Genomic DNA, 18,389 nt, shown 5'->3' on the forward strand with positions numbered 1-18,389 from the left:
CAGCTCATATAAAGGTTAAATTATTGTTAAGCTTGTGCTTTAAAGCAGGTCACATCAACCTCAACTTTCACATCTACCACCAAGTCACATACCATACAAATACGCGCCGGAGGGTGCTCACCAAAGACTTCTTTAAACACTTTATTAAACGATTGAAAATAGCGCGAGTCCGTTAATACTACTTTTACGTGCACCACATCTTTAGTTTCATAGCCCGCATTAGCCATTATATCCAAGCAGTTTTGAATCGCTAAACGTGATTGTTCAACAATACCACCTTCAACGACTTCACCGTCTTTCATTGGCGTTTGACCTGACACATATAAAAAACCGCCCGCTTCAACTGCACTTGAAAACGGCAAGTGCTGCCCACCGGTTCCGGTTCCACCTTCTGCGCCATAACGTGTAATGCTCATGTGTTTCTCCTGATTATTTAATTATTAATTCCACGACGTAAAAAACGCCCTGCCCGCGCGGCGGGTAGCCGCCCTTGTTTAAAACTTAATTCTCCATTCACCCACACTTGCTCTATCCCCTTGGCACTTTGGATCGGGTCGCTGAAGGTGGCGGTATCAATAACAGTGTTAGCGTTAAATAAAACCAGATCGGCATAATTGCCCACTTTAATAACGCCACGCTTAGCTAAACCAAATTCTTGAGCACTCAGTCCCGTCATTTTGTAGATGGCTTCAGGAAGCTCAAACAACGCTTGCTCACGGCAATACCGTCCTAACACCCGAGGAAATGCCCCCCATAAACGCGGATGCGGGTGCGGATCGTTAGGTAAGCCATCAGAGCCTATCATAGTGCGTGGATAGGCCAATACACGTTCCACATCTTCAGGATGTAACCCATGGTAAACCGCCCCAGCAGGTTGTAATTTAATCGCTGTATCTCGTAGTGGCAGCTGCCATTCAAGGGCAATATCCGCCAATAATTTTCCGGCTTGCTCCGGCGCGCCTTCAGACCAAGTAATGAATATATCGAAGTCATCGGTCACTTGCGCTAAATCTAAAGTTGAAGAGCTGGCACTATAGGGGTAACAATCGCACGCTACTTTTTGCTGCTGAGCTTGCTGCTCTAAATAGGCCAACGTTTCTGTGGTTCGCCCCCAATTTGCAGCGCCAGCACATTTTAAGTGAGAAATAATCAATGGCACCTTACCATGCTCTGCGGTCTCAAACGCTTCTGACATCGCATCAATAATGCCATCAAACTCGGTTCGCATATGGGTCGTATAAATGCCGTTAAATTGCGCAAGCTCTGACACTAAGGCTTTCACTTCATTCATTGGCGCTTGCTTAGCACTAGCATAAGCAAGGCCAGAGCTTAAACCTAATGCCCCCTCAGCCATGCCTTGATTTAATTGCTGACACATTTGTTGTATTTGCGATGTATTCGCGGCTTGCAATAAATCATCCATATGATTACTACGCAGTGCCGTATGGCCAATTAACGCCGCCACATTCACGCGAGGGCAAGCAGCAGTCACAGCTTCTGCATATGCCGAAAAAGTAGGGTATTGAAAATCAGCGCGCTGACCTAATAAGTTCATCGGATCGGGCGGATCGCCCTTTAGCGTTACCGGGCTAGCACTGATACCGCAATTACCAACAATCACAGTGCTTACCCCTTGGCTAATTTTAAACAACATATCCGGCGTGCGGATCACATTGGTATCGTCGTGGGTATGCACATCAATAAAGCCCGGCGCGAGCACTAAACCATTTGCATCTACGGTTACTGTACTAGTAAATGATAGCTGCGGCCCAATGGCGATAATTTTATCACCTTTGATTGCCACATCGGCCTGCACACCGGGACTGCCAGTGCCATCTATTACATGTGCTTGTTGAATCAAGGTATCACAATACTCTTTTGTCATCGTTGCGCCTTTTCTTTCATCCCTATCAATCACCTAACGGTTGACGATCTACGCCACCACGATGTTGCTCTAATACCTGCTTCATTTTTCTTAGCTTATCTCTCGACTTGCGCTTATGTTTGAGCGCTAGCTCAGTCACTAACACATCCATTGCGGCCATCATGACAAAACGAGAAGCCGTTGGCTTAAAAATAAAGTCCGTTTCATGGCTTTGAATGGGTAACAAGACGTCAATCGCCTCTGCTAAGGGCGTGTCTGCTTTAGTAATACCAATCACTTTTACTTGTAATTGTTTAGCAATATTTGCCGCGGCTAATACATCCGGCGAAAATCCGCCTATCGATAAGCACACCACCGCATCACTGCTGTCCATGGTCGCACTGGCCATGCGCATTAACATAGGATCGCTATAAGCCGTGGCCGCATAACCCAAACGAAACAAACGATATTGCAGCTCTTGCGCAAGCATGGTTGATCCTCCGCCTACACCAAAAATAAAAATTTGTCGCGCCCGACTGAGTAGTGAGGTGGCGCTATCAATGAGCTCTTGGGTGATTAGCTGGCTGTTAAGATCGAGCGCGGCTTTAATGCCATCATAAATGCCAGAAATGCCAGTAGGTTCAACATTCAGATCAGAAATAAAGCGCTGACCCAACGCCAAGGACTGAGCAATTTTTAGTTTCAAATCGCGTACATTTCGACAATGCACCGCCTTCGCAAAGCGAGTAATGCTGGCTTCACTCACTTGCGCACCTTTGGCTAATTCACTAATACTGGCGTTGGCTGCAAACGTTAAATCAGCCAAGATAAATTGAGCCACTTTTTTTTCCGCATCGCGCAGCTGGCCAAAATGTTCGCCGATGATAGTCACTATATCGATTTCGTAATTCACACACTTCACCTAAGTCACTGCGTTATGAGATTAAACCTCTGTTCTATTTAGATTATTTTAAGCTAGCGATTAAGCCTTTTTAGACAACCATCTAACGGAGACAGAACAAACTTCACAATATACATTTTTGTTTGAAACTATCAAACTTTATTGATATTTACTACCGGTGTAATTTTATAGTCAACCCTCTAGAAATAATAGTCTCACTGATGCATCATGCGGTAAACCTTATATCTCTTTGTTTTCACCACTCAGTTAGAGGCTGTCATGTTTGTTACTAAGTATCAAGAATCATCCCTTACCAAAGGCCTAGGTGAGATAAGCTTGCCAAAATGGCGCTTATTAGAAGAAGAAGTAAGCTTACCTGTTGCCGTTCTTTATCAAAGCCGTATTGATAACAATTTGAATTGGATGCAAAAATTTGCCAATGCTTATGGAGTTAAGCTTGCTCCCCACGGTAAAACAACCATGACACCTGCGTTATTTCGTCAGCAACAAGCCGCTGGCGCATGGGGCATTACTTTAGCTACCGCACCACAGGTCGTTGCAGCTGCCGCACATGGTTGCAAGCGCATCATTATGGCCAATCAATTAGTGGGCAAACAAAACATGCGTTTGATTGCGTCTGTACTGAATGATCCTGAAGCAGAGTTTTACTGCTTGGTCGACTCTATCGCCCAAGTGCAGCAGTTAGCGGCATTCTTTGCTGAAACAGAGTTAACACTTAAGGTATTAATTGAAGTGGGCGTCAACGGCGGACGTTGTGGTTGTCGTACCCCTGAACAAGTCAAAGCCGTGGTCAACGAAATAGCCCTTCACCCCTGTATCGCCTTGGCAGGCATTGAGGTATACGAAGGTGTGATCCACGGTGAAAATGCACAGGCTCAAATACACGACTTTTTAACTGCCGTAATAACAATTTGCCATGATTTAATCACTCAAAACGCCTTTGACACTGAGCAAGTAATACTCACGGGTGCAGGCAGCGCTTGGTATGATGTGGTTGCATCTACGTTTGCCGAAGCAACATTACATCCAAGTATTATCCCAGTGATCCGCCCTGGCTGTTATCTCATTCACGACACGGGCATCTATCTAGACGCGCAAAATGACGTGATGGCTCGAAACTCAGTGGCATGTGATTTAGGCGGGGATTTACAATCGGCATTGGAAGTGTGGGCGTATGTCCAATCTATCCCTGAGCCGGGTCATGTCATCATAGGAATGGGTAAACGTGATGTCGCTTTTGATGCTGGCCTGCCTACCCCAGCATTACATTATCGCCCAGCACAACCAACAACTGAATCACGTCAGCAAAACCTGCCTACTGCAGCACCTAAAGAATGGCAAGTCACCGCGGTAATGGACCAACACGCGTTCTTATCTTGCCCCACTAACAGTGATATTGCCGTCGGTGACATGATTGCATTTTCAAGCTCACACCCCTGTTTAACGTTTGATAAATGGAAACATATCGCAGTTATAAATGATGAGTACCACGTCACCCAGTTACTCAACACTTATTTCTAAAAATAAGCCCCACTTAAGTGAGGCTTAACGCGAGATGACTTTGCATTGCAAGGTTTGCCAAGGATGGCAAATTTTTCATATTAAAGCGACGTTATAACTGTTTGTCTAAAAATTGCAGCATAGCCGCCCATGATTTTTCATCGGCTTGCTGCTGATAACGATCACTGCCGAATACGGTAAAAGCATGAGGCGCGCCAGAGTATACTTGAATTTCATAATCCACTTTAGCCTGCTCAAGCTCTACCGACAATTGTGCAACATCGGTCATCGGAATACCTGCATCAGCGCCGCCATGAGCAATGAGTATTGGCGCGTTTGCTGCGCTATAATTTTGCCCTTCTGGTGTCGCTAAACCACCATGAAAACTAGCGTAACCCTTCACTCCAGTACCTTTGCCTGAGCGCGCTAACTCAAGCACTGCCGCCCCACCAAAACAGTAGCCCATGACCACCATGGATTTGTTATTACTCAGTTGCTGCGCTTGAGACACACCCGCTAAAATCAGCTGGCGCATTTTCTCTCGATCTTGATACAGTTTCGCCGTCTCTGATTTTTTCATTTGCATTTCAACTGGGCGATTACCTTTGCCGTACAGGTCAACAGCAAAAGTATCGTAGCCTAATTTCGACAACATTTGACTGCGCTTTACTTCATAATCCGTTAGGCCATCCCAATCGTGAATCAAAATCACTAACCCTTTATTGGTCCCTTGAGCAGCCTCAAAAACGCCTTCATAAGTCTTATCGGCCACTTTATATTCAATGGTTTGCGCATTACTCGTGTGACTGAACAGTAACGCGGTCAAAAGTAGAGCAAATTTCATATCAACTATCCTTTTTTGCGGTCGACCGACCATGAGCTAGCAATGATTTGTACCCAAGCGAGTTAACAGTGCAGAATTCAGCACAAACACGTTTACGTTGTTTGGGTATAGATCGTAACGAATGAGCAAATAAAAGTGATCACCAGTGATTAGCCTAGTTCTCAGCAAGTTGCGTCTTTTGTTGTCTGATCCACTCAGCTAAATATTTTTCAAACAAGGGATCGAAAGTTTTAAACTCGGTCAATTGGGTAACCCGCTTGCTTAGGTAAGATCTCAATTGTGGCGTGTTACAACCTGATTTTTTTGACAAGGTAAAATACAGACCTTCAACTGAAATAGGTGTTTTGAGGTGAACCACATGATTTTTAAGGCCGCTAGTCTCAAGTATGGTCAAGCCTTGGTAAAGCTCATACAAAGCATAATCAAAGCGCCCAGCAATCAACATGGTAAATGAACGTTCAGCCGAAGCACTATTGCGAATTTCTAGGTGTTGCTTAGCGTACTGATCAAAAGCTTGACCAAAACTGTTATTAATTAAGGTGCCACCACGTTTACCATTTAAGTCTTGCCATTCTTGATACTTAAACTCTTTGCCTTTGGCCACCCAAACCACACTGGGCACGTCAGTAAATTGTGGCTTAATATAATCCATATACTGCTCACGCTGGTGCGTAATAAACGCCCCTGCTAGCATGTCAATTTCACCACGGCGTGCATCTTGCTGGGCCCTCGCCCATCCGCCTCGGTCTCTGGCATCAACAGTGATCCCCGTCCCCATTAACGCCAGATCTAATAATTCAACAGCCACCCCAGTTAACTTGCCAGGATTATCCACATCACGCCACAATATCGGAGGATACTCTGCATTTCCCGTCACCAAGAGACTGCGACATATGCTTAAATGGCTTTTTTTTTGTACTTCTGCATTTGCCTGCATACACAGAAGTAAAGTGAAGGTAAGAGCCGTCAACCAGACTCCGAATCGACGTAATATAGTCACCATATAATTCCACTACCGTTTAATTCAAGACCTTATAAGGCTAGTCATTAATGGGTTAATCTTCAGCCCTGAAGGTACATTGTGAGTTTTGTAATGCATACATTGAGAAACATCACTCCCAACCCTTTTATTGATATTAGTAGATGAATGATGTAAAGCCGAAAAAATAGCAAATATGTGTGTGTAGCGCGTCGATGAAAAGATTGGCCTTTATGTTAAGACGAGCTGACTCAAACAGTCATTTCAACGATAAATGCTCTTTTTTAAACTGTTTGCCACAAAATAGTTATCACGTAATGCCCGCTAATGTTTACAATTCACATAACCTATCAACACAATAAGGACCCCATGTGTTTAAGTTTATTATTGCTATTGCGCTCATTGGTTTCATTGCGTTTTATGTCACGCGAAATGCCAGTGACAAGCGCGCTGCCGCTGATAACATCGCAGCAGGAGAGGTATTCTTGCAAAAGAACCGTCTTGAAGAAGGAGTCATTGTCACAGACTCAGGCCTACAATATTTAAGGCTCAAAGAAGGCGTTGGCGGCGAGCACCCTAGTGCTAAAGACAAAGTAAAAGTGCACTACCATGGCACGTTAATTAATGGCTCCGTCTTTGATAGCTCTGTTGATAGAGGCAAACCTATCACCTTCGCGTTAAACCAAGTAATACCAGGGTGGACTGAAGGCTTACAGTTAATGAAGGTCGGTGAAAAAACACGTTTTTTTATCCCTAGTACTTTAGGTTACAAAACGCGAAGTGTCGGCAGTATTCCTGCAGGGTCAACCCTTATTTTTGATGTTGAACTCATCGCTATTAACCCAACGCAATAGCCAAACCAATCATTGAGGATGCCCAACCATATTGGGCATCCTTAGTCTTTGTAATAAACAACTCTTTTATTTATACCCACCTACTCTATACTCGCACTTTTATACCTTTGGCACGGAGCCCGTTATGAAGTTTCGCTTTCCCGTTGTAATTATTGATGAAGATTTTCGCTCTGAGAATATTTCAGGATCTGGTATCCGCGATTTAGCACAAGCGATCGGTGAACAAGGCTATGAAATAGTTGGTTTTACCAGCTACGGCGACTTAAGTGCCTTTGCGCAACAGGCAAGCCGTGCCTCTTGTTTTATTTTATCCATCGATGATGAAGAATTTGGCTCAGGTACACCTAAGGAAGTAGACGACGCACTAGTAGCTTTGCGTAGTTTTATCGCCGAAGTACGAAAACGTAATAACGATATCCCCATTTTTTTATACGGCGAAACCCGTACCAGCCAGCATATTCCCAATGATGTGTTACGCGAGCTACATGGCTTTATTCATATGTTTGAAGACACGCCTGATTTTGTTGCCAAGTATATTATCCGAGAAGCGAAAAAGTACCTTGATGCACTGGCGCCGCCTTTTTTTAAAGCCTTGATGGATTACGCCAGCGACAGCTCTTATTCATGGCATTGTCCGGGGCACTCGGGGGGCGTCGCATTTCTAAAAAGTCCTGTTGGCCAAATGTTTCACCAGTTTTTTGGCGAGAACATGCTACGCGCCGATGTTTGTAATTCCGTTGATGAATTAGGCCAATTGCTCGATCACACAGGGCCAGTAGCGAAAAGCGAGCAAAATGCTGCGCGTATTTTTAACGCTGACCATCTATTTTTTGTCACCAATGGTACTTCAACATCCAACAAAATTGTTTGGCACTCAACCGTTGCACCCGGTGATATCGTAGTGGTCGACCGCAACTGCCATAAGTCGATTTTACACTCCATCATCATGACTGGCGCTATCCCAGTATTTTTAATGCCAACCCGTAACCACTACGGCATTATTGGGCCAATCCCAAAACACGAATTTTCGCCAGAGTCGATTAAAGCAAAAATTGCCGCTCACCCATTCGCCAGCAAAGCGAAAAACAAAAAACCACGCATTTTAACCATCACCCAAAGCACATACGATGGTGTGGTCTATAACGTGGAGCAAATTAAAGCAGCCCTAGGCTCATACGTCGACACCTTACATTTTGACGAAGCTTGGCTACCCCACGCTACTTTCCATGAATTTTATCAAGACATGCACGCCATCGGCGGTGACGACAGACCCCGCTCAGAAGATGCGGTGGTATTTGCCACCCAATCAACCCATAAATTACTGGCGGGTATTTCACAAGCATCCCAAATTTTGGTGCAAAACGCGAAAAACCGCCCTTTAGACACCCATCGATTTAACGAATCGTACTTAATGCACTCATCCACCAGTCCGCAATACTCGATTATTGCGTCATGTGATATTGCTGCTGCCATGATGGAACAACCAGGTGGCCGCGCTCTTGTAGAAGAGTCGTTAGCGGAAGCGGTGGACTTTAGACGCGCAATGCGCAAGGTCGATCAAGAATTTGGCGATGATGACTGGTGGTTTAGTGTTTGGGGACCGGAAAGCTTACCTGAAGAAGGCATTGGCGAGCGTGAAGACTGGTTGCTCGACGGCAAAGAAAGTTGGCATCGATTTGGTGAAATAGAAGCGGGTTTTAATATGTTAGACCCGATCAAAGCCACCATTATTAACCCAGGCTTAAACGCCAAAGGTGAGTTTGAAGAGACCGGGATCCCCGCAGCTATTCTCACAAAATACTTAGCTGAACATGGCATAGTCGTTGAAAAAACCGGCCTGTACTCGTTCTTTATTATGTTTACCATCGGTATTACCAAAGGCCGCTGGAATTCCATGGTTACCGAGCTGCAACAGTTTAAAGACGACTATGATCAAAACTTGCCATTATGGCGCATCATGCCTGAGTTTATTGAAAAGTGCCCACAGTATGAAAAAGTAGGCTTAAAAGATCTTTGCCAACAAATTCATGCAATTTACAAGCGCTACAACATTTCAAAAGTGACCACTGAAATGTACTTGTCTAACATCGAGCCAGCCATGCTACCTGCCGATGCGTGGAGTAAAATGGCCCACCGTGAAGTTGAGCGGGTCAGCATTGATGAACTTGATGACCGTATTACCGCCATGTTAGTCACCCCTTACCCACCGGGCATTCCCTTGATGGTACCGGGTGAGCGGTTTAACGAAACCATTATTAACTACTTAAAATTCACCCGTGAATTTAATGAGTTATTTCCGGGTTTTGAAACCGATGTGCATGGCTTAGTCAGAGAAAAAATTGACGGTAAAAACCACTACTTTGTCGATGTAGTCCAGCAATAAATACTATACCCAATCAATCTGGAGATGCTTAATTTCAGCAAGGCTTTACACGCGTTTAGGTAAGACATTGATTGTGGTAATGATTTCCTCATTACCACAATCAGCTTTTGTTAATAGAATGCAGCATAACCGCGCGTAAAACTTGCCATTTGGGGGCGCCGCCGTCTTTCCACTTAATTTGAAAACACGGTGGTGCTCTGAAACATGCATCATCAAATTGATTGGGTATAGCGGAAATCGGCAAAGACCCCATCGAAAACGAAAAATTTAAGCCATACTCATAGTTAACCTCAGTTCAGTTTAAGCCTATCTCAGCTAGATAGAGCATGTTTTACGGCAAAGTTTCGTTTTCAGGGATGAAAACGCAAAGCGTATAGGGACATATACCCAAACAATCTCAAGGTACGGCGCTCAACGCTATTTACTGGGTATTGCTTGGGCCTATTCACAGCGTTTTTGCCGGGAAATATACTATTTCGCTTATTCAAACTCCGGGTTAATTAGCAAAGGTAACACCTTAAGTGTAACGCTCTTGTACCTCGAAGCAGCTGATGGTTTTTCGTGGCACTAAGGATGGCCATTAATGAAAAAAAACAACACTATTCCTTGGTTTGCCTTATTAATAGGCCCGTTTGTCATGTTAATGACCTTGCTTACGGAGCCACCCGCATCTGACTTATCAGAAACGGCATGGCGCACGGCTGGTCTTGCATTTTGGATGGCAAGTTGGTGGGTTTCAGAAGCGCTGCCAATTCCTGCCACTTCCCTACTGCCTTTATTACTCTCTCCTTTGGTTGGTATTGCAGACATGAATACCGTGTCAACCTCCTATGCTCATCCCTTAATATTCTTATTTTTAGGTGGCTTCTTAATTTCTATCGCGATGGAAAAATGGAACTTGCACAAGCGCATCGCCCTAAAAACCATGCTACTGGCGGGCTCAAAACCCAGTATTCAAATTTTTGGCATGATGGTGGTTACAGCATTTTTATCCATGTGGATGTCAAATACAGCAACCGCAGTGATGATGCTCCCGATTGCCCTTTCTGTGGTGATGATAGTTAAATCAAGGGACCAAGAAAATGGCACATTTGCTAAAGCCATGCTGCTGGGTATCGCTTACTCTGCCAGTATCGGTGGTATTGCCACTCTGATAGGCACGCCACCCAATGCATTAATGGCCGCTTATTTGTCTGATAGTTATGGCATCGAAATCGGTTTTGGCAAATGGATGATATTAGGCCTGCCACTGGCTTCAGTGCTATTAGTCATTGCTTGGTTTTGGCTAACAAAAATCAGCTATAAGGTAGATCAAACGGGTGCCATATGCAGTAAGAAGATTTTTAAACAACAGCTGGTCGATCTAGGCATCATGAGCCCAGCCGAGAAAAAGATATTAACCGTGTTCATCTTTGCCGCCATTAGCTGGGTTTTTAGGCCATTAATTACCCAAACAACGGGTGTCGCACTCTCTGACACCGGTATTGCTATTGCAGCGGCGGTGTTACTGTTTACCCTGCCAGTTAAAATTGGTAGTAATGAACGCATACTCGATTGGGAAAGCGCAATAAAAGTACCTTGGGGAGTATTAATTCTCTTTGGCGGTGGCTTAGCTCTTGCCGCTCACATAAAAAGCTCAGGTTTAGCGGAATTTATCGCTGAGCAAATTCAAGGCATGGCCGCCGTCGAGCTTATCGTTGGGGTGTTAATTGTGACCGCGGTAATCACTTTCTTAACTGAAATAACCAGCAACACCGCCACTGCGGCGGGCTTTTTACCACTCTTGGGGCCGGTGGCTGAATCATTGACCGGCACGCCGTTAATTTGGGTGGTCCCCGCCGCCCTCGCAGCCAGCTGCGCCTTTATGATGCCGGTAGCAACACCGCCCAATGCCATTATATTTGGCTCTGGTGAACTTGAAGTCAGGGACATGATGAAAACCGGCTTGGTACTCAACATCATTGCCATCATACTTATCACCATTGCGACTGTAACCTTACTGCCTTTGATGTTTAACTTTTAAACCCACAATAAGGTAACCATGGTAAAGTCTACCACGGCGTTTGCATGGATACCCCTTGCTCGCTAGGCATGTGCGCTGAGAGGAATGCAGTTGCCAATATGCTTACTCATGGGGAAAGCCAGATGACAAAATTGGTTTGTGTCAGTGCCAATAACAAAATACTAATGCCTTGTGGTGCTTGTCGGGAACGATTAATGCAACTGCATCACCACTGTTTCATTAAACGAACTATTGCCCGACTGCAGGGGTAAAAACCAACATCTTGGCTAACTTAAGATTTACTTCACATACGAAGCCGACCTCGCGCTACACCTGAGCCGTTAAATTGCCAACTCCCCCTGCTAAGTTCTACGTACTTTCAGTTTCGGGCTGAGCCGTGTTAGCGTTGGAGCCAGTTCTTGGTTTTGCCAAATTTGGTTTAACTTCAGCATTACAGTATCGGCTATTTCACCAACAGGCTGGGCAATGGTTGTTAGCTGGTACCCTTGCCAAGCGGCTTGAGGTACGTCATCACAACCCACTATTCGCAGTTGTTCGGGCACTCTAATGCCAGAGACATTTCGGCAACTATCCATCACGCCCATCGCGAGTGCATCTGATGCGCAAAACAGGCCTTCAAGGTTACGTATGGCTTCTATCGCTCTGACTGCTAATTCAAAACCTGCAGAATAGCCGTAACTATTTGCATACAAAACCAGCGCTTGTTCACCAAGCCGCTCAGTGATTAAATGCTGAAAGCCCAATAATCTTTCATTCGAGGCCGAGCCATCGTTTCTACCCGCGACAAAACCAAGCTTGCTGAGACCAAGGCTAAGTAAATGCTCAGCAGCCAAACGTCCAGCTTGATAATTGTCGGTCTGAACCGAGGAAATGATCCCGCGCTCATCCGCTCGCCCTAAAGTAACAAGAGGAAGAGACAACCTTAAGCACTGCTCAAAACCTTCGACAGCGAGTGAACCCGCAACAGCAACAACGCCATCAACTTGGTAGCCCGACAAACGCATTATCGCTTGGTCTAGATCCTGCTCGTGCTTAACATTCACCAGCATCGGCTGCTTTGCATGTTGCTGAAGGGTATTGGATAATACTTCAAATAAATACGATTGAAATGGATTTGAAAAGTCACTAACCAAGATCGCAACCAAATTGGAGCGTTGTTTTTGCGCTGGCGTACTTAACGTGCGGGCAAAGAAATTAGGCTGATAACCCAACTCTTTTGCCGCTGCAACAATGCGCTCGCGTTTGTCAGCTTGAATACTTGCGCCTTCTGTAAACGCACGCGATACCGCTGAACGAGAGACACCAACATAATTTGCGACATCAGATGCTGTTACCGCTCTTTTATTGTTATTAATTTTCTAACTCCTTATCACATCACTTTTTACCAGCAATCAAATCTTGCGGCGTAAATAATCTAACACTGAACCTTGGGGCCACGCCCACATTGGCCCAGCATAAGTGGCAGATAATGCTGGCGCCACCGCTAAGCCAACTTCTTCACAAATCAGTTGCGCGGCACACACATCCCAAATATAAACATGGCCTAAATAACATCCATCAAGCTCGCCGCACGCAACTTGGGTCATTGACCAAGCTGCTGAGCCACTCACCCGTACTTGGTGCCCTTGTTTAATTAGCCATTGCGTGTTTTTTAAATACTCCTCGGCCACCCCCAGTTGGTAGTTAAGATTCAATCCCACCACCAACTCATCGGTTGCGTTTGTTCTTGGCACTAAGCGTCTGGTTAAGCCGTTCTTAACTTCATAAGCCCCTTTTCCTCTAAAACCATAGATCAAACGACCTTGAATAGGATTAGCTATCACACCTATTGCCGTGCCATGTTCATCTATAAGTGCGATGCTGACGACAAAGTCACCGTGTCCGTAGAGAAAGTTTGTCGTGCCATCAATAGGATCAATAACCCAACACGGAGGAGTAAGCTCTCCACCTAACTCTTCACCCAAAAAATGATGTTGCGGAAATGCCTTGTGCAAGGCTCCTCGAATGTACCGCTCTACTTCTCTATCTGCTTGTGACACCCAATCATGGTGTCCTTTCGTTTCAATCAACAAATCATCCCGCTGTTCAAACCACTTGATCGCAATATTCGCCGCCTTACCAGCAATCATATTAACGGTTTCAACCATCTGCTTTAGTTGACCAGAAACTTTTTCGCCACTTGATGAATCAACGGCCGCCCCTTGTTTATTAAGCAACGTAACCTCTCTTATCATCAATAAGCACCGCAATGACGCTCCCTTCTACTGCTAGCTCAAACTCAGCTCGGCTGGCAACCGCCACAGATAAAGCAGAGCGTACCGAAGGGTCGATATGATAGAGCTGCCATTGACTGCCGCGCTTGACGTGAGTAGTCGACAATTGCGACCATGAACCGTGGCTGTCATGATGCTCAAGGGTCTCACATTCAGCAAACACCAGATCACTGTTACTGGCAAACTTAAGACTCTGACCATGCAACTGTCCATCTCCGGAATAGAAAAATTTGCAGCCAAGGGGAGATGTTAATTGTAGGCTTAAATTACTGACCGCATGTTGCGTTGGCGCGGTTTGAACCTGCCATGGTCCCAGCACATTTAAAGACTCACTCTCACACCATTCCAAAGCAAACCCCAACCCCTGCTCAGGCCAATACGCAAACATAATGAGGGGCTCAATCACACACCTTTGCAGACGTTGGACAATGATCTTAATTGGACGACGCCTTTGGTTGGAGTCCATCCAGTTAAGCAGTGTTGTTAACCCTAAGCAGTGATCTGGGTGAGTATGAGTAATATAAATAGCATCAAGCTCGTGACAGCTAATGGGCTGTCGAAACAACGCCGCAGGCACAGTGGGGCCACAATCAATGAGTAGACTAAAATCATGCTGCTTTACTAACACGCTAGCATTGGTGCGATCGCCATCGTAAGCATCACCCACTCCCAAAATATAAACCTCTAGCTCACGCGGCATGCGATACCTCTTTGGCACTGATGCGCTGCTCATTAGCATCAAACCAATGTTGCACTGATCGAGGTAAACTAATTGGCAACTCGTCACCTACCCCATACTGCGCATCACTCTCAACAATAAAAGCGTTGCCCTGTAACTGCCCATAATAAAGACGTGCGTAACCCAGCGGCTCCATCACTTCAATGGTCATCATGCAGCTCGGGTTTGTTGCATCAACACACACTTGATTTGGTCGAACGCCTACCGTGTGAACACAGCTTGGTAGCGCTTGTTGACGGCTAACCTGACCATAAATATTGGCGGGTAAAAAGTTCATCACTGGCGAACCAATAAAGGAGGCGACAAAGGTATTCTGCGGCGAGTTGTAAAGCTCTTCCGGCGTACCTACTTGCTCAATGGCCCCTTTGTTAAGCACCACGATTTTGTCAGCAAGCGTCATCGCCTCGACTTGATCATGGGTAACATAAACCATTGTCGACTTTAGCTGTTGATGAAGTTGCTTCAAATAAATACGCATCTCACTGCGCAATTTTGCATCTAGGTTTGATAGCGGCTCATCAAACAAAAATAGCTCTGGGTCTCGCACAATCGCACGGCCAATTGCCACGCGCTGGCGCTGTCCACCAGACAGCTCACTTGGCAATCGCTTTAGTAACGAAGTGAGCTGTAAACTCTTCGCCGTAGATTGCACTTGCTGTTCAATGGCCGCCTTTGATAATCCAGCCATCTTTAACGGAAAACCAATGTTCTTCGCTACCGTCATATGTGGGTAAAGCGCATAAGACTGAAACACCATCGCGACCGCTCGCTTTGATGGATGAACCTTGTTTAACACTTTATTATTCAGCATCATCGTGCCACTAGTGATACTTTCTAAACCTGCAATCATGCGCAGTAAGGTTGATTTACCACAGCCAGATGGGCCAACAAACACCACAAACTCGCCATCATTTATGGCTAAATTCACTTCTGGAATAACGGTATTATTGCCATAGGCTTTATGAATATTTTTTAATTGTAATTTCATCATCGTCAATTCCTTATTTCAATCCCATTGAAAAGCCGCGCAGTAAATAACGTTGCATATAGCTTGCAAGCACTAGCATCGGGATTGAAGAAATAATCCCAATCACCATCAGCTCTCCCCAAGCGGTGCCGTCCTCAGTCATAAAGTTTGAAATAAACAATGGAATCGTTAATTTATCTGGCGAATGTATAAACAGCAGAGAGAACAAAAATTCATTCCAACCCAAAATCATGGCAAATATTGATGTCGCAACCAGTCCCGGCGCGCACAAAGGGAAGACGATATGCAGTAAACGCCGAAATAAATGCGCCCCATCCATCGCCCCCGCTTCTTCTATCTCTAATGGAATATCACGAATAAAGCCAAGCAGCATCCAAATACAAAATGGCAATGTATATACTTGATACGCAAGGATCAGCCCGGCTTTACTATTCAACAAGCTCAACTGATTCATCAGCGAATACAAAGGGATGGCAACAACTATTGGCGGCATCATCTTAATAATCAGTACCAACAATAGAAATAGATAATCGAGTTTCGCCGGAAACCGATACCTGACGAGGCCATAAGCAGCAAAAAAAGCCACCACAACAGAAACAACCGTTGCCGATAGCGAGACCAGCACCGTATTACTAATAAGCGTAAATAAGCTTCCTTGCCAAACCGCTAACCATGAGTCGAAACTGAGCGTAGTAGGCAGCAATGATGCCCCGGCATTTAAAATTTCATTAGGGGACTTAAACGCAGTACCAAACATCCAAACAATAGGCAGCAAAAATAATCCAGTGCAACACCAAACGACTATGCCATGAACACGAGCATTCATTGTTTGCCCCCTTTCATTACACGTTTTGCGTAAATTAATGTCATTGCCAGTGAGATAGCCAGCATAACCAAAGAAGACGCACTGGCCATCCCTAAGTCGAAGAAGCGAAATCCATATTTGTAGACAAACATCGACAAGGTTTCAGTCGCATTACCCGGACCGCCCCCTGTCATAACGTATACTTTGTCGAAGAGCTTAAAGGTGTCGATAGAGCGTAATAAAAAAGCGAGTAAAATCTGCTTTTGAATAAGTGGTAAGGTAATGTAAAGCGTCGACTTCCATCCTGTTGCACCATCAACCATCGCCGCATCACTGATGTCTTTTGGCACCGATTGCAGCCCCGCCAGAATGATCAGAAAGGCCATTGGGGTCCACTGCCAAGTATCAACAATAGCAATAGCATACAAAGCAAAATCAGGGTTGAACAACCACTCTTGTGGGGGCAACCCAACAGAGACAAAAGCAGCATTCAAAAAGCCAAAATCGTAGTGGTACCAGGACCGCCAAATTGATGAACACACTAGGGTTGATATCATCATGGGGTAAATAATGACAGGTAGCGCAAATCGCCGACCAGGAAAATTGCGATGAAAAAGTAGCGCTAATACCAAACCAAGTAACACCTGAGCGGTTGAGGCAACCACAGTAAACAGCAAGGTATTTTGGATCGCAGTCACAAAGAAAAAATCATCAAAAAGTTCGGCAAAATTAGCCATGCCGACAAAGTGATGTTGCCCGCTCCCTATATCAACACTTAAAAAAGCGTTATAAACAACAGAGATGATGGGGTATGCCGTGAGTAAGCCGAGCACCACAATAGCCGGTAGCAACAGCGTGCTAAGCTGCTTACGATTTTCAAATAACATAGAAAAGCCCAAAGACGGCCATCATTTTACCTTCCACTTGGAAAATAAAATAATGGCTCGCATAAGATATATTAAGATTTAACGATTCGATCAATGCGAGCGTGAGCTTGCTCTAAAGCTTGCTCGGCACTCATTTGCCCCATCATTGCTAGCTGTAAATAATCCCCTAAGATACTTTCTACCTCGGCCCAGTTATGGATCCGAGGACGCGCTTTACCGGACGCTAACGCTTTTGCCTGTTGTGGGTACCAGCGGTACTTGCTAACTACGTCTTTGTCAAAATACACGCTATTACGGGTTGGTGGCATGCCATAATCTAATGCCAGCGCTTTTTGAATCGCGCTACTGGTAGCAAACTTGATGAAACTCTCTGCTGCTTGCTTGTTGTCAGAGTCGGCTGGCACCGCTAACTGCCAAATACCTAACATGGGCGCGGGCGCTCCTACTTCTGCTGGTGGAGCCATTAGCTCGATATCGCCTACCACGTTCGATACTTCAGCGTTATCTAAGTTAGGTACCCAAGCTGGCCATACTTCAATCGCCATCGCGGTGGTGCCTTTTTGCAGCGATTCACGCACCTCATCTGCGTTGTAAACATCAACTCCTTTGGGCGCATACTGTTTCATGGCTAAAAATGTGTCTAACGCTTTTTTAGCCGCTGGAGAATTGAGGGTTGAGTGTCCATCTTGATCCACTACATCCGCCCCATACCCCCACAGAATGGGCAAAAATCCTGTAACGATAGGATTACCTTTCACGCCACGAAATACCACTCCGTTGGTATCGCTAGACTCACTGATCTTCTTGGCTGAATTTAATACGTCAGTCCATGACGTTGGCTGAGACAAACCGTATTTGGCAAACTCGGCTCGATTCCATGCAAACATGGCAACATTCCCGACCATCGGCATGGCATATGCTGAGCCCTTTACATCAGGGTAGCGACCAATATCGAACGTTGCTTGCACAAAGTCTTTATCTTCTACCGCCTTTGACAATGGTGCTAGCCACTTGTTGGTTAAAAACTCCGTGGACCAAGTATCGTCCATTAAAATCACATCGTAGTTACCTGTTTGCTCACGCATTGACAGCACCAGGCTTTCATACAAGCCCTTACTGGGACGCTTAACCAAGGTAACCTTAGTTTCTGGCTGCAGTTTGTTGTATTCACTAACAATAAACTCCATGGCTTCGCCATAACTACTGTCTCGACCCGCGATAACCAATTCACTCGCATTAACCATAGGTGTAGTGGCGAGAATGACAGAAGCAATAATTGCTTTTCGGAACATGTGGCTCTCCCTTTATATTATCTAAAGCGCTTTGCA

The 18,389-nt window shown here is 45.2% G+C and carries 16 protein-coding genes; 4 read left to right on the forward strand and 12 right to left on the reverse strand.

The features are described 5' to 3' along the window. Positions 1-26: 26 nt before the first annotated feature. From K6Y31_RS00615 to K6Y31_RS00625, 3 genes are read right to left on the reverse strand one after another with little or no spacing between them, the layout of a single operon-like run. A complete protein-coding gene (locus K6Y31_RS00615) occupies positions 27-416 on the reverse strand; it encodes a RidA family protein (RefSeq protein WP_233050942.1) in 390 nt (129 codons plus the stop codon). A gap of 17 nt (positions 417-433) precedes the next feature. Then, positions 434-1,885, reverse strand: coding sequence for an N-acyl-D-amino-acid deacylase family protein (locus tag K6Y31_RS00620; protein WP_233050943.1), 1,452 nt, complete (start codon positions 1,883-1,885; stop codon positions 434-436). 25 nt (positions 1,886-1,910) lie between these two features. After that, complete coding sequence (locus K6Y31_RS00625; protein ID WP_233050944.1) at positions 1,911-2,777, reverse strand: MurR/RpiR family transcriptional regulator; 867 nt, start codon at positions 2,775-2,777, stop codon at positions 1,911-1,913. 267 nt (positions 2,778-3,044) lie between these two features. Here K6Y31_RS00625 and K6Y31_RS00630 point away from each other — a divergent pair, with 267 nt between their 5' ends. Next, positions 3,045-4,307, forward strand: coding sequence for an amino acid deaminase (locus K6Y31_RS00630; RefSeq protein ID WP_233050945.1), 1,263 nt, complete (start codon positions 3,045-3,047; stop codon positions 4,305-4,307). Positions 4,308-4,398: 91 nt separating this feature from the next. Here the strand turns inward: K6Y31_RS00630 and K6Y31_RS00635 are convergent, their stop codons facing one another. Both K6Y31_RS00635 and K6Y31_RS00640 read right to left on the reverse strand, forming a co-directional pair. Then, positions 4,399-5,130: a dienelactone hydrolase family protein gene (locus tag K6Y31_RS00635; protein WP_233050946.1), complete on the reverse strand. Its 732-nt coding sequence runs from the start codon at positions 5,128-5,130 to the stop codon at positions 4,399-4,401. A gap of 154 nt (positions 5,131-5,284) precedes the next feature. Then, a complete protein-coding gene (locus K6Y31_RS00640) occupies positions 5,285-6,133 on the reverse strand; it encodes a substrate-binding periplasmic protein (RefSeq protein ID WP_251080724.1) in 849 nt (282 codons plus the stop codon). 347 nt (positions 6,134-6,480) lie between these two features. Here K6Y31_RS00640 and bamJ point away from each other — a divergent pair, with 347 nt between their 5' ends. The 3 genes from bamJ to K6Y31_RS00655 all read left to right on the forward strand — a co-directional run bounded on the left by bamJ (position 6,481) and on the right by K6Y31_RS00655 (position 11,369). Next, on the forward strand, positions 6,481-6,963 hold the full coding sequence (bamJ, locus tag K6Y31_RS00645) for a BamJ family beta-barrel-assembly machinery protein (RefSeq protein ID WP_233050948.1): 483 nt from the start codon (positions 6,481-6,483) through the stop codon (positions 6,961-6,963). 124 nt (positions 6,964-7,087) lie between these two features. Continuing rightward, positions 7,088-9,346 carry an arginine/lysine/ornithine decarboxylase gene (locus tag K6Y31_RS00650; protein ID WP_233050949.1) on the forward strand — a complete coding sequence of 753 codons (2,259 nt, stop codon included), beginning with the start codon at positions 7,088-7,090 and terminating at the stop codon, positions 9,344-9,346. A gap of 583 nt (positions 9,347-9,929) precedes the next feature. Beyond that, positions 9,930-11,369: an SLC13 family permease gene (locus tag K6Y31_RS00655; RefSeq protein ID WP_233050950.1), complete on the forward strand. Its 1,440-nt coding sequence runs from the start codon at positions 9,930-9,932 to the stop codon at positions 11,367-11,369. A 341-nt stretch (positions 11,370-11,710) separates the two neighbouring features. Here the strand turns inward: K6Y31_RS00655 and K6Y31_RS00660 are convergent, their stop codons facing one another. From K6Y31_RS00660 to K6Y31_RS00690, 7 genes are all read right to left on the reverse strand, one after another. Continuing rightward, positions 11,711-12,724 carry a LacI family DNA-binding transcriptional regulator gene (locus tag K6Y31_RS00660; RefSeq protein ID WP_345790225.1) on the reverse strand — a complete coding sequence of 338 codons (1,014 nt, stop codon included), beginning with the start codon at positions 12,722-12,724 and terminating at the stop codon, positions 11,711-11,713. A 36-nt stretch (positions 12,725-12,760) separates the two neighbouring features. After that, positions 12,761-13,603, reverse strand: a complete 843-nt coding sequence (locus K6Y31_RS00665; RefSeq protein WP_233050952.1) for an inositol monophosphatase family protein — start codon at positions 13,601-13,603, stop codon at positions 12,761-12,763. Continuing rightward, positions 13,578-14,342 carry an MBL fold metallo-hydrolase gene (locus tag K6Y31_RS00670; protein WP_233050953.1) on the reverse strand — a complete coding sequence of 255 codons (765 nt, stop codon included), beginning with the start codon at positions 14,340-14,342 and terminating at the stop codon, positions 13,578-13,580. The genes K6Y31_RS00665 and K6Y31_RS00670 overlap by 26 nt, the downstream gene beginning before the upstream one ends. After that, positions 14,332-15,372: an ABC transporter ATP-binding protein gene (locus tag K6Y31_RS00675; RefSeq protein WP_233050954.1), complete on the reverse strand. Its 1,041-nt coding sequence runs from the start codon at positions 15,370-15,372 to the stop codon at positions 14,332-14,334. The genes K6Y31_RS00670 and K6Y31_RS00675 overlap by 11 nt, the downstream gene beginning before the upstream one ends. 10 nt (positions 15,373-15,382) lie before the next feature. After that, positions 15,383-16,195: a carbohydrate ABC transporter permease gene (locus K6Y31_RS00680; RefSeq protein WP_233050955.1), complete on the reverse strand. Its 813-nt coding sequence runs from the start codon at positions 16,193-16,195 to the stop codon at positions 15,383-15,385. Then, positions 16,192-17,061, reverse strand: a complete 870-nt coding sequence (locus K6Y31_RS00685) for a carbohydrate ABC transporter permease (protein WP_233050956.1) — start codon at positions 17,059-17,061, stop codon at positions 16,192-16,194. Before K6Y31_RS00685 ends, K6Y31_RS00680 begins: the two co-directional genes overlap by 4 nt. A gap of 71 nt (positions 17,062-17,132) precedes the next feature. Then, positions 17,133-18,353, reverse strand: a complete 1,221-nt coding sequence (locus K6Y31_RS00690; RefSeq protein ID WP_233050957.1) for an extracellular solute-binding protein — start codon at positions 18,351-18,353, stop codon at positions 17,133-17,135. Between the last annotated feature and the right edge of the window lie 36 nt (positions 18,354-18,389).

The organism is Motilimonas cestriensis (assembly GCF_021295315.1).
GTDB classification, from domain to species: domain Bacteria; phylum Pseudomonadota; class Gammaproteobacteria; order Enterobacterales; family CBDFNC01; genus Motilimonas; species Motilimonas cestriensis.

Excerpts from the sequence above, each read along its gene's own strand:
- K6Y31_RS00675 (WP_233050954.1), bottom strand. The coding sequence starts at position 15,372 with ATGATGAAATTACAATTAAAAAATATTCATAAAGCCTATGGCAATAAT.
- K6Y31_RS00630 (WP_233050945.1), top strand. The coding sequence starts at position 3,045 with ATGTTTGTTACTAAGTATCAAGAATCATCCCTTACCAAAGGCCTAGGT.
- K6Y31_RS00650 (WP_233050949.1), top strand. The coding sequence starts at position 7,088 with ATGAAGTTTCGCTTTCCCGTTGTAATTATTGATGAAGATTTTCGCTCT.
- K6Y31_RS00670 (WP_233050953.1), bottom strand. The coding sequence starts at position 14,342 with ATGCCGCGTGAGCTAGAGGTTTATATTTTGGGAGTGGGTGATGCTTAC.
- K6Y31_RS00665 (WP_233050952.1), bottom strand. The coding sequence starts at position 13,603 with ATGATAAGAGAGGTTACGTTGCTTAATAAACAAGGGGCGGCCGTTGAT.
- K6Y31_RS00620 (WP_233050943.1), bottom strand. The coding sequence starts at position 1,885 with ATGACAAAAGAGTATTGTGATACCTTGATTCAACAAGCACATGTAATA.
- K6Y31_RS00640 (WP_251080724.1), bottom strand. The coding sequence starts at position 6,133 with ATGGTGACTATATTACGTCGATTCGGAGTCTGGTTGACGGCTCTTACC.
- K6Y31_RS00680 (WP_233050955.1), bottom strand. The coding sequence starts at position 16,195 with ATGAATGCTCGTGTTCATGGCATAGTCGTTTGGTGTTGCACTGGATTA.
- K6Y31_RS00635 (WP_233050946.1), bottom strand. The coding sequence starts at position 5,130 with ATGAAATTTGCTCTACTTTTGACCGCGTTACTGTTCAGTCACACGAGT.
- K6Y31_RS00655 (WP_233050950.1), top strand. The coding sequence starts at position 9,930 with ATGAAAAAAAACAACACTATTCCTTGGTTTGCCTTATTAATAGGCCCG.
- K6Y31_RS00690 (WP_233050957.1), bottom strand. The coding sequence starts at position 18,353 with ATGTTCCGAAAAGCAATTATTGCTTCTGTCATTCTCGCCACTACACCT.
- K6Y31_RS00685 (WP_233050956.1), bottom strand. The coding sequence starts at position 17,061 with ATGTTATTTGAAAATCGTAAGCAGCTTAGCACGCTGTTGCTACCGGCT.
- K6Y31_RS00615 (WP_233050942.1), bottom strand. The coding sequence starts at position 416 with ATGAGCATTACACGTTATGGCGCAGAAGGTGGAACCGGAACCGGTGGG.